This window comes from Roseibium sp. TrichSKD4 (assembly GCF_000148725.1).
In the GTDB taxonomy this organism is placed as follows: Bacteria; Pseudomonadota; Alphaproteobacteria; order Rhizobiales; family Stappiaceae; genus Roseibium.
On sequence record NZ_GL476312.1, the window covers coordinates 16,702 to 28,422 of the forward strand.

Consider the following 11,721-nt stretch of genomic DNA (forward strand, 5'->3'; position numbering starts at 1 on the left):
ATGATGGTCACTGATGCAAGAACAGCCAAAAGCAATCTGCCAAAGCCGCATTCGGACAACAAGGTCAACGAGGAATTCCCTCGACTTGCGCAAGCGCTGGAACTGATCGGGTCCGGACTGGATGACCTGACAACAGCGCTTGGTCAAAAGCCGGATGCAGGTCATGGCCATGCGATTGACGATATTGAGGGACTTGCTGGACAGCTGCAGAGCCTCATTGATGGACTGGATGACCATACGCATGCGTTCTCTGATCTGGTTGATGTAAACACGCAAGGGGCGAATGAAGGGCAAATCCTGCAATATCAGGCTGGAACTATTCAGGCCGTCGCGGCTCTGGCCGAGTTCTTTGCGCACAAGCCAATTCCCGGACTGACCTCCAACAATGTGCAGACCGCTCTTGCGCAATTGGCGTCTCAATTGGAGCAGCTGCGCGGAGGCAATGCGCCGGAGTTGCTGGATACCATTCAGGAGCTCGCCAATGCGCTTGGGGATGATCCGAACTTTGCAACAACCGTGATGGAGCATCAGGCTGAACGGGCCGTGAAAACCCGCATAGCCCCGGAGGGTGGCAAGCCGCAATATTTTGACCCAACGCGGGGCGACGGCGGCGGGTGGGTGGATATCGGGTCTGGCGACGGGGTGCCGGTCGGCGGGATACTGGGGGACGCTTCTGGTCAGGGCCTTGGCCCCGGCTGGCTCAAGCTTGGCAATGGGGCGACCTTTGATGTCACGATCTACAAAAAACTTGCGCTGAAATACCCCGATGGCGTCCTGCCTGATCCGGATGATCGGGTCTTGCGTGGGGCTGGTCCTCTGGCCGGTGTTGCCGGGACGGTGCTTGAAGATGCGATGCAGCGGATCACAGGCAGGAGTGGTCCCTTCGCATTCCCGGCAGGTCGAAGCGCCGTTATTGAGGGCGCTATGGGCCTCGAAGACAACGTGGTCAATGGCGAGGGCGGCCCCAACAACCGTAACAACTTCATCGCAACCTTCGACAGCGGGCAATCTCCCGGCGCTCGGGTCTCAGACGCTGAAACTCGCGTAAAGTCGCTTACGGTCGATTGGTATATCAAGGCAGCCGATACGGTTGATGGCCCTGAGATCGTCCAAGCGCTTGCCTATGTTGCATCGCTCAATGCTGTTGTTTCCAAAGCGGATGCACTGGAAACAAAGGTCAACAAGCTGGAGCTGGCCGCGCCGTCTGTCCTGACAAAGCTGCGAAGTGCAAACAGTCTTCACATCGACCTTGAGCCATACATAGACGCTGAGGGTTTTGCTGCCCTTGAGGTTGATGTGCCTTGGATGCGCCCGTCCCAACACGCATACACCGCTGCGCGGGCATCTACCGATGGTGGTGCGACATTAATCACATCAAATTCCTACGCGCGCGCTGGATATTTCAACGATGTGGGTGCTGCCACTGTGCCTGCTTGGCGCTCGACATCCGCCAGTGAAATGCAGCTAAGTGGTACAGTTGACAACCTACCTGCCCGCGCAGGCGCAATGCGTATGCGCATGGTCCGCAACGCTGAAGCGTTTCGAATGGATACACTGACGATGTACGTCAATAATGCTAACAACGAGGTCTGCATTCGCGGGTTCAACCGGATACAAGCCAGTGGTGTTAACTTTATTAGCATCTACCCAAGTGTGGGACAGTTTTCAGAGTTTGATTACATAATCCGCAATTTGAGGGCCAACTCATGACCCGGTGTTATCAACATTCGGACGGGCGACGGCTCATTGTGTCCAGCTATCGCGATGGCGCGCCGCCTCAAATCCAAAAGGCGAACGGTGAATGGATCGACTTTGACACGACCGACCCGGCCAGCCCTTACCATGGCTTTGAATACCTGCCCGATGGCTTTCCGCCTGAGCCTGGTCCTTCGCTGGATGAAGTCAAATCCGAAGCTGTGAAGGCGGTCAAACAGCGCCATGCGGAAACACTGAACGCTCTGACGGGTGGCGAGACCATCGAAGAGCGTGATACTTGGGCACCAAAGGCAAAGGCCGCTGAACGGTATCTATCCGTGTCCCCAGAAGCCATCGAGCGAAACGACGAAGGCGCGGCCAAAGATGCCGAATTCCTGATGATCGAGACCGAAGCGCTCTTTGGTGAGGATGACCCGACCCTGTTCGCTGAGACGATCAAGGAAAAGGCGGAAGAATACGCTCGCCTGATCGGCTTGGCGGGTGGCATTAAACGCAAGGCACTGAAAGCAATTCATGCGGCAGAAACTGCGGAAGATGTTGCCGCTATCCTTGAAGCGTCCGAGGCGGAAGCGGTGGCGGCTCTAACGAAGTGGCTCTCGGCAGCTTAGATTATGCCGCGCAACTCCTACAATGTCTTACGCCGGGAGATCCGCTCCGGTGACCTGATTGCCTTTCGGGGCAATAGCAGGGTCTCTCAGCTCATTCGTCATGTCACGGGCGGGCGGCATACGCATGTCGGCGTGGCCTTTTGGATGCGAGGCCGGCTGTTTCTCCTGGAGGCACGAGAAGGGTTGGGCGTCCAGCTCAGGGCCTGTTCCAATGTCCTGCCGTTCGACTGGATCAAAACCGATATCAGCTGGACCATTGATGCTGAAACCTTCGCCTTCCGCGAACTTGGAAAACCCTATTCCTATCTCGACGCGGTGCGCGCTGGTCTTGGGTCTCGGCTCAAGGGCGGGGGCTATATCTGCTCTGAATATGCCGCTGAAATCCAGCTGAGATGCGGCGGCGCTGACCCGCTGACAATTCCCAAGGCCGCACCAGCGGACCTTGTCGACTACTGGCTGAATGCCGGCGCTCTACTGCAAGTCGTCCGACGGTAGTTCGAATTTCAAATCTTCTCCCTAATACCCGCCTCGAGCGGGTTTTTTTATGGCCCGAGCAAGGGCCTGCAATCCTGCGAGGCAACTCATGACTGACATCTATCTCCATGGTATCGAAACCATCGAAACCAATGTCGGGCCGCGCTCTGTGGTCAAGATCGACACTGGCATTATCGGTTTGATTGGCACATCACCCGACGCCGATGCGGGTCTCTGGCCGTACAATACCCCGATTGCAGTGCATGGACACAATGACTTCCCAACCGGTCTTGGTGCTGAGGGAACCTTGCGTGATGCGCTGATCGGGATCTTCAAGCAAGCCACTCGCGCATCGCAAACAATTGTCGTTGTGCGCGTTGAGGAGGGTGGCACGGTTGCGGAGACGATGACCAAGATCATCGGCGATCCCGGCGCGAAGACCGGCATGTATGCATTTCTCCGTTCTTTCGACATGCTTGAACTGAAGCCAAAACTGCTTGTCGCTCCTGGATACACAAGCCAGATCCCTGCGGGCGGCATTTCGGAAATTCAAATCAATGCTCTGGGCTCTGGTTACACGTCTGCTCCGACGGTTACGATCAACGGCGATGGAAGCGGGGCGACAGCTACGGCGACAATTGCGGACGGCAAACTTCAGGACATCACTGTCACAAATGGAGGTTCTAACTACAGCGAAGCGACAGTCGAAATCTCTGGTGGAGGTGGCACTGACGGTACAGCAAATGCTGTCCTTGAAAAATTGAACAATCCGGTTACTGCCGGCCTCTTGACGATTGCGAACCGGTTGCGTGCAGGAGTAATCGTCGACGGTCCGAACACGACAAATGAAGCGGCCGTCGCATATCGAATGGGCTTCGACACTAACCGTCCAATGCTGATTGTCGATCCGTTCCCAAAAGTATTCGATGATGGTGAAGCGGTTATCCGTCCAGCTTCACCGATGATTGCTGGCTTGCAAGCCCGGATCGATTACGACGAAGGATTCTGGGTCTCACCCTCCAACCACGTGATCGAAGGCGTTATCGGAACCGCGCGCTCCGTCGGGCATAGCATTTCTGATCCAAGCGCTGAATCCCAGTACCTCAACAAGAACGAAGTTGCGACAATTGTGCGCTCGCCCTCCGGTGGCTTCAAACTCTGGGGTAGCCGGAATCCCTCCAGCGATAGCCTCAACGCATTTTGGTCAGTGCGCCGTGCCCATGACGCGGTGATCGAGAGCATCGAAATCGCTCACGAACCCTTCATCGACAAGCCGTTCTCTCTGCAGACCCTCCTTGATATCGCAGAAACAACAAATTCTGCCTTGCGTCGTTGGCAAGCCTTGGGCGCGATTTTGGGTGGTCGTGTTTGGCTGGATCCAACAAAAAACACAAAAGAGACCTGGCAACAGGGACAACTCTACGTCTCCTACGACGCAGAAGCCCCGTCACCGATTGAACAGATCACATTCATGTTCAACCGGAACACTGGCTACTACGAGCGTGTTTTTGACAACGTCGCCCGCGAAATCCAGCGCATCTCTGCAGCCGCTATCTGATTTTCACTGAAATAGAAGGAATGCTCCCATGCGTCATATCCTGCAGGGGTTCACGATGTTTATCGATGGTGACGACTACGGCATTGATACGGAAGAAATCGAGCTTCCAATTCCGACCCCCACTGAACAGACCTATCGCGGTGGCGGTATGGACCTGGAAGTAAACATGCCTATGGCCGCGCTCGAAGCTTTGGAAGCCACGGTCAAGATGTCAGGACATAGTCCGGACGTCATGAAAATGCTTGGTCGTGGGCCGGGTAAAAAGAAGCGGATTACGTTCCGCGGCGCCGTTCTTGAAGAAAGAGACGGTGAGACAGTTCCTCATGTGTGCGTGATTGAGGGCGTTCCGATGGCCGGGAGCCGGGATCGCTGGCAGCGTGGTGAAAAGTCGGGTCTTGAGTTCAAGATCTCTGGCATCACGTATTTCCGCTACGACGTCAAAGACGCTCCCGTTCACGAAATCCAGCACTATCCACCCAAACGCATCATTGATGGCGTTGATGAATTGGCCGGCATCAATGCCGCTCTCGGATACTGAACTCAAGCGGAGTAACGCATAATGACCAAGAGAGTAGTTCGAGCTGCAACTCCGCAGGAGATTGCAAAGGCAGAAGAGAAACAAGCCGATGTTGCGGCCAAGCCTGCAGCACGGTTTGTTTCGAAGAAAGAGCGCAGCCGTACTGTCGTTCTGGAGTATCCGGTCGAATACGATGGGACAGTCTATGAGGAGCTTAAACCTGGGCGGCTCAGCGGGGCAGAAGTCTCTGAGTTTGCCGAGATTCTGAGGGGCATCCCTGACGGAGAGAGCTACCAGGTTCAGATGGTGGCATTCTTTTGCCGTGTGCCAGAGGATGTCATTGCAGCGCTGGATAGCGACGACTTCCTGGAGGTTAGCGATGCTGCTTCGGATTTTTTGCCCCGAAAACTCCAGATGGCGATCGAGCAGACATCAGAAACTGGGGCGAATACGCCAGCATCGTAGCGGCTGCCCTTCACTTTACCAGGGCTGATCTCCTCGAAATCTCATTCGATGAGCTGGTCACGCTCTGGCTTCCCAACGCACTTACCATACTTGAGGCAAGCCAATGTCCACTGCGCGTGAAGCGAAGCTGATCCTTCGTCTTGTCGACGGGGTAAGTGCGCCTGCACGGGCGGTGGTTGGTGCGTTGGGGCGGGTATCTGGGGGATTAAACGGTATCGGCCGGGCCAGTATGGTGGTCCCGAATGCACTCGGCCGATCCGGCCGGGCCATGCGCCGCGCTTCCACTGATGCCGCCATGCTATCGGCTCCGATTCTTGCTGGAGCGGGCGCTGCTGCCAAATCTGTCTATGAATACGAAAAGATGGGGAATGCGGCGGAAGCCGTGGGCACGCTAACGACAAAACAACGCGAAGATTTAGAGGCTTACGGAAAAGAGCTCAATAAGGACTTTCCGTTCGTAAACAAGGACATACTGGAGGCCTCCTTCGAGCTGCTTCGGTCTGGGCAGAAGTTCGACCAAATGATGGGCTCGTTGCGGTCCACTTTGAATACGTCTCTTGCCGGCGATATCGGTCTGGGCAAAACAGCCGACATCATGACCAACATCGCGCAGGCTATGCGCTTGCCGATGGAGACGAGCGAACAAGCTGCAAAGACAATGGAAGAAATTTCCGATGTCCTTGCCTACAGCGCGAATGAATCAAATACCAACATTGAAGAGATGGCGGTGAATTTCCGCTATGTGGCCCCGCTTGCTGCTGCAACCGGCATGTCATTGAAGGAAATGGCGGTTTCTTCGATGATGCTGGCGAACAACGGCATCAAGGGGTCTAACGCCGGAACAGGCCTAAGGTTTGCTTTGACGCGATTGTTGAAGCCCACGAAGCAAGCCTATGCTGCGATGTCTCATCTCGGTATCAAGGTTGATGACTTTGTCAAATCGGCTCGGAAAGTGTCTGCCAAGGAGCTGATCAACACTCTATCGCTCGATGGTATAAATGTTGAGCACTTAGAGAAGGACTTTGACCGCGTTCTGAATGATCCCAAGTTTGCCAAGTCGCCGCAAAAGCTCATTGCCCAACTGAGCGATCTGGTTTCGTCAGAAATGGGTGAGGGGATTGTCGACCGAAAGGTACTCAGCGATAGCCTTTCTCAATCTCTACTTGCTCTTGGGACACAAGTTGATTTGAAGGGGTTCCTAAATGCGGTCCGAGACCATCCGGACGCAGAAGCCTTGTTCCCTGTCATTTTTGGTGTTCGCCATTCGCCAAAAATGATGGCGCTCTTGGCCGGTGATATTGATGCCACTCTGGACGAACTGGAGAAGAAGTACAGCGGTGCTGCGGACCGCATGTCCCGAACCCGGATGAAGGGTGTTGTTGGCGATGTCGCAAAGCTAAACGCGGCATTTGATAATTTGATTATCACGATATCGAAAGCCGGTGTTCTGAAGAGGGCGGTTGAAGTCATCAAGGCAGGCACCGGCGCGCTGGGTAAATTACAAGAAGCCTCACCGACAGTACTTGAATTTGGCACCTATGCGGCTCTTGCTGCTGCAGCTATCGCGCCTCTCGGCTTTGTTATCGCCGGCTTAACATCCGTTCTTGGGCTTCTGATCAATCCTTTGGCATGGGCAGTCGGCGGCTTGATCGCTCTGACCGGATACCTTGCTGTTAAAAAGTGGGATGAAATCACGGCCGGGTTCGAGGGTTTCTGGGCAAGTCTCAAGCACCATATGGGGCCGGAAACCCGAGCCATCATTGAGAGCATCACAGGCACACTGTCTGACTTTTGGGCTGTTCTTTCGGCGGATTCCGTTGCCGGTGGTGAATGGGCTTGGAGAAAGCTGGGTGTTTGGTTCGGTAAGGAGACCGCTGCAGCTCTGGAAACGTTTGCGTCGGCAGCGCGCTGGGTAGCTGATGGGATCAAATATCTTGCGTCTTCTCTGGAAGGTATTCTTGGTCTGGATGAGGGCAAGATTGGATCGGTATTCAAGACACTTGGAGCTTGGGGAGCTCTTCTTGCTGTCGGTTCGATCGGGTTTATGCTCATTGTCCGGCCTTTGAAGGCATTGGGTAACGCGCTCCTTGTCCTGTCTATGATCAAACCCGCCTGGTCACTGCTCAAGTTCTTTGGCCGACTGACAAAGCTCGGTGCTAAGGCTTCCGGTATTAGTGCTCTAGCCAAGTCAACGGCACAGTTGGCCAAGGCAAGCAAAGGGCTACCGGGAACAACGACAGGAACGGTAGCAGCACCGAAAGCCGCTGCAGCTGCGGGAAAAACGGCAGGTGTCCCCAAGGGACTTGGCAAAAGCCTCGGAAAAGGGGCAATAGCGGGATTGATCTATTACCTCGGAACTGAGGCGATGACCGCTGGTTTCGAAAAGTTTGATCAATGGCTGGGCGTTGATCCTGAATTGAGAAAGAAGTCAATTCAGCATCATAGTCTGTCGGCACAGCTCGGGCGTTTGTATGATGATGTGACAACGAATTGGAATCCGGGAAAGTATTTCGGCAGCGGTGACACAAGCAAAAGCATTGATGGTGTTTTTGGAGAGTTAAACCGTCGGACCGCGCCATCAGCTGGCGGTGCAAACACTGCCAGCCCGTTTCCAGTTGACCCTTCTGCAGCGAAGGGTGAAACCAAGAAACTGGCTGATGATCTGGAAGCTCTTCTGTCGATCCATGCCAAGCCAACGTTGGACGAAAGCGGGCTGAACTCCTCACTTGGGAAAGCCCGGGAACTTCGTGACATTCTTGGGTCTTTAGGTGGATATGCGCCGTCTCCAATGTCAGCCTTGAAAAGTTCCGGGCCCGGGGGCGGGGCAGTGGCGCCATCTACATCATCCTCCCATCAAACAGCGAACACCAATCACTTCCATATTCAATCCAATGACCCCGATGCAGCGGCCAGACAGGTCGCAAGCGTTATGGACAAACACTTTGGCCGGTCGAGCCAGACCGCCTTTGACGGCCGTTCAGATCTGGGAGTGGCGTGATGCTGATTGGCTGGGGACCGCACCGGTTCATGATACCAACCTACTCGGTGGAAAAGATGACGCGATCCTCTGGCGGAAGGGTCGCTCATGCTGCTGTCATTGGAGCTGACCAACCAACGCACCTGCTTGGCCCGGATGTAGATACGCTGGAGCTGGATTCCACGTTCTTCCCACATCATTTCAATCGTGGTGGATTGGGGATGTTGGAGGAAGTCCGGCTTTCAATTCGCCAGCAAGTACCGCACATGCTTGTAATGCTGTCCGGCGCAGTTCTCGGGAGGTGGGTCGGCACCAGTCTTCAGGAAACGCGAACTCTGTTCGATGCCAATGGAATGCCGTCCAAAGTCGAAACACAGTTGCGACTGACCCGGTATGTTCCTGGACCTATCAGCACCGAACTCAGAACAGGGCTGTTCTGATGAAGCCGTATTATCTGATCAAGGTGAATGGTGAGAACGTAACCAAAAAGCTCAAGGACTTGGGTCTCACCCTCACGATAACGGATCAGCTAGATAGCCACGCAGATACAGCGCAGATCGACATCACTGATCCGAACATGATCCTGCAACGTCCGGAGACGGGGGCAGAAGTCTATATTGAAGCTGGGTGGGAAGAGCAGGGCGAGCCACGGAAATTTGGGAAGTTCCGCATTGATCAGCGTTCGGTGAATGGGTTTCCCGTCACGATTTCCATCTCAGCCCAGACCATCGACGCCAAATCTGCAGTCAAAGAACAGCGAACCAAGGCGTATCCCAATAAAGACTACCCGACATACGGGGATATCTTTCGCGAGATAGCTTCCCGTAATGGTTGGTCACCTGCGATTGCGGACCGTATCGACAACGAGCCGAACGACTACGAGGCTCAATCGGAAGAAAACGATATCGCCTTTGCCACCCGTCTCAAGGAAAAGCTGGATGCCGGTGTCAGCATCAAGGACGGGCATATGGTGATCAACGACAAGGCCTCTGGCGAGTCCGTTACGGGCAAGAAAATCCCTGCGATCAATGTGGCGTTGGGCGTGAACTTGATCAGTTTTTCAGCGTCGGAAGTCGACAAGCCAAAGTTCTCGAAAGTCGAGGCCTCCTGGTTTGATCGTAACAAGGTCGAGCACAAGTTCCAGTCTTCTGCTGCCAGTGAAGAAGGGCCGACGTTCCACATCCGTCACCCATTCCAAACAGAGGAAGAGGCGAGGCGGGCTGCCAGCTCAAAAGCACGTGAAATTACACGTTCAGAGGGGTCTGCGCGTTTCACAATCAACGGAGATCCGTTCGCGATGGCCGGCGCCGAGGTCGAGGTTTCCGGATTGGGATACGGTGTTGATGGAAAATGGCATGCGGTCCGCGTCGTTCATACCTTTTCCGGATCATCCGCTTACACCACTGAAATCGAGTGTGAAGCCCCGACTGGAGGCGCGAAGAAAGGCCTGGGCGAACAGCCGAAAGTGACAGGCAGTGCACCTACCGCACCCGTCCCTACACCAGAGCCAACCGGCCCAACCTTGGTAGGGAGTGGTCTTCTTGGTGACGGACCAGAGTGATCAGAATGACATCCAGATTCCATACCGGTCCAGACGGTAAAACCCGCTACATCACGTCGGACGGGGATACTGTCGACCACATCGCTTGGAAATTCTATGGCCGCCATCAAGGAACGACTGAATTGATCCTTGAGGCAAATCGGGGACTGGCAAACCGCGGGCTGGTGTTGCCGGCCGGAGTTGAGATCATTCTTCCCGAGGCACCGCCACCCAAGCCAAAACCACTCATCACTCTCTGGTCCTAACGTCGATCAGACACTCCCAAAGGCTCGCTATCGCGGGCCTTTTTCTTTTCAAACAGAGGGCGGTCAAGGACCGTATCGGTGAACCATGCTGACCACAGCTCAGTTAGAGCGTATTGAAGGCAAGCGTTTTACAAAAAAACAAGAGGCCAACGCGCGGTCGGTCCTGATGGCGCTTGATGTATATGGTGACCATGTGGGGTTAGAGGTGCCTCATCGCCTGGCACAATATCTCGCCCAAATCAGCCATGAGAGCGGCGGCTACCACCATGACCGAGAAATCTGGGGTCCGACACCTGCCCAGAAGCGTTACGATACTCGCACGGACCTTGGCAATACCCCTGAATGTGATGGGGATGGTTTAAAATATCGAGGACACACTGCCATACAGATCACAGGCAAGGCGAATACCCGGCAGTATCGCGATTGGTGCCGCGCAAAGATTGATCCAAATGCTCCTGACTTTGTTGCTGATCCCGAGTTGATGAACACTGATCCGTGGGAAGGCTTGGGGCCACTTTGGTATTGGGATACCCGGAAGCTCAATCGTTTTGCAGACCGGGGAGACATCAAAACGATCACCAAACGGATAAATGGCGGCTACAATGGCTTCAAAGATCGGAAGCGCCGATATGTCCGGACAGCACTTGTTTTGCTGGATTTTGATCCAACCAATATCAAAGGGTTTCAGGAGGCATCAGCACTGCTGGTCGATGGCATTGCGGGTCCAAAGACCCTTGCTGCCCTGCATCGAGCATTAGTCAAACTGACGGATTTCACGAAAGACCTCGGACGGGAGCCTATCAATCAGAAGCCTGCAACGAAGTCTCGTGGGATCGGTGGCTCCAGTATTGCTGGTGCTGGCGGCGCCGTGGTTTTGGTTGAGCCGGTACAAAAGTGCATCGCCGTCATCGAAGGACAGAAAGCAGCGCTCAGCAGCGGTGACATCACGACACTTGTTGTCGGTGGCATTGTCGTAGCCGGTGCATTGCTCGCCCTTTACGCCCGATTGGATGACGGCGGATACATCGACCGCTGGACGGGGAGGGGATGATGCTCAATCCCATGATGTGGAAACTACTCGCAGCGGCCGCGGTGGCCGCCTTTTTTTTGATTACTGGCGCATACGTCTATGGCCGTATCGATGCTGGCGCTCTGACTGAGGCCGCCGTCGAGCGTGCGCTGGGTGATGCAAAATCCAACACAGAGGACGCAATCAATGAACTGGCTGAAGAAGCTGACCGCGCTCGCTTGCGCCGTCGGGAGTGCCGTGCTCGTCGGGGGATGTCCTGGTCCTTCGCAAACAACGAGTGCGTCAAAGCCGAAACTCAATCTCAGCGCTAGGCAGATCATCGGGACTGATCTTGTCGGTGCAAAGGGAGCGACCGAGGCAGATCAAGAAAAAATCGACAGCACGGTTGCCGGCCTTTGCGGGACTGGCACCTGGACCACATCGGAATGCAGAAAGCACGAGGAACGATAATGGATATTGAACAACACCTCGGGGCCAAGGTGTCTGTCATGATTGCTGGATTGATCGGGTCGATTGTCAGCTTGACCTTTATGCGCGACCTCACAGCTGGTCGTGCCTTTCTCTATATCG

The 11,721-nt window shown here is 54.8% G+C and carries 12 protein-coding genes; all 12 read left to right on the forward strand.

Going from position 1 to position 11,721, the window contains the following annotated elements:
* The 12 genes from TRICHSKD4_RS11160 (at position 1) to TRICHSKD4_RS30730 (ending at position 11,462) form a co-directional block, all read left to right on the forward strand.
* The gene (locus TRICHSKD4_RS11160; RefSeq protein ID WP_040616748.1) at positions 1–1,710 is read left to right on the forward strand and encodes a hypothetical protein; all 1,710 of its coding nucleotides are present in this window, start codon (positions 1–3) and stop codon (positions 1,708–1,710) included.
* Positions 1,707–2,324 carry a hypothetical protein gene (locus TRICHSKD4_RS11165; RefSeq protein ID WP_009467361.1) on the forward strand — a complete coding sequence of 206 codons (618 nt, stop codon included), beginning with the start codon at positions 1,707–1,709 and terminating at the stop codon, positions 2,322–2,324. The genes TRICHSKD4_RS11160 and TRICHSKD4_RS11165 overlap by 4 nt, the downstream gene beginning before the upstream one ends.
* Before the next feature lie 3 nt (positions 2,325–2,327).
* Positions 2,328–2,819, forward strand: coding sequence for a hypothetical protein (locus tag TRICHSKD4_RS11170; RefSeq protein ID WP_040616749.1), 492 nt, complete (start codon positions 2,328–2,330; stop codon positions 2,817–2,819).
* Positions 2,820–2,907: 88 nt separating this feature from the next.
* Entirely contained in the window at positions 2,908–4,356 is a 1,449-nt protein-coding gene (locus tag TRICHSKD4_RS11175) for a phage tail sheath subtilisin-like domain-containing protein (protein ID WP_009467363.1), read from the forward strand.
* Between the two features lie 28 nt (positions 4,357–4,384).
* Positions 4,385–4,894 carry a phage major tail tube protein gene (locus tag TRICHSKD4_RS11180; protein WP_009467364.1) on the forward strand — a complete coding sequence of 170 codons (510 nt, stop codon included), beginning with the start codon at positions 4,385–4,387 and terminating at the stop codon, positions 4,892–4,894.
* A 21-nt stretch (positions 4,895–4,915) separates the two neighbouring features.
* On the forward strand, positions 4,916–5,338 hold the full coding sequence (locus TRICHSKD4_RS11185) for a phage tail assembly protein (RefSeq protein WP_009467365.1): 423 nt from the start codon (positions 4,916–4,918) through the stop codon (positions 5,336–5,338).
* Between the two features lie 103 nt (positions 5,339–5,441).
* Entirely contained in the window at positions 5,442–8,336 is a 2,895-nt protein-coding gene (locus tag TRICHSKD4_RS11190) for a phage tail tape measure protein (protein WP_009467366.1), read from the forward strand.
* Entirely contained in the window at positions 8,336–8,755 is a 420-nt protein-coding gene (locus tag TRICHSKD4_RS11195; protein WP_009467367.1) for a phage tail protein, read from the forward strand. The genes TRICHSKD4_RS11190 and TRICHSKD4_RS11195 overlap by 1 nt, the downstream gene beginning before the upstream one ends.
* Positions 8,755–9,876 carry a phage late control D family protein gene (locus tag TRICHSKD4_RS11200; protein ID WP_009467368.1) on the forward strand — a complete coding sequence of 374 codons (1,122 nt, stop codon included), beginning with the start codon at positions 8,755–8,757 and terminating at the stop codon, positions 9,874–9,876. Before TRICHSKD4_RS11195 ends, TRICHSKD4_RS11200 begins: the two co-directional genes overlap by 1 nt.
* A gap of 5 nt (positions 9,877–9,881) precedes the next feature.
* On the forward strand, positions 9,882–10,121 hold the full coding sequence (locus tag TRICHSKD4_RS11205) for a tail protein X (RefSeq protein ID WP_050763322.1): 240 nt from the start codon (positions 9,882–9,884) through the stop codon (positions 10,119–10,121).
* A gap of 85 nt (positions 10,122–10,206) precedes the next feature.
* The gene (locus TRICHSKD4_RS11210; RefSeq protein WP_009467369.1) at positions 10,207–11,172 is read left to right on the forward strand and encodes a peptidoglycan-binding protein; all 966 of its coding nucleotides are present in this window, start codon (positions 10,207–10,209) and stop codon (positions 11,170–11,172) included.
* Complete coding sequence (locus TRICHSKD4_RS30730; RefSeq protein ID WP_040616750.1) at positions 11,169–11,462, forward strand: hypothetical protein; 294 nt, start codon at positions 11,169–11,171, stop codon at positions 11,460–11,462. Before TRICHSKD4_RS11210 ends, TRICHSKD4_RS30730 begins: the two co-directional genes overlap by 4 nt.
* Positions 11,463–11,721 lie beyond the last annotated feature (259 nt).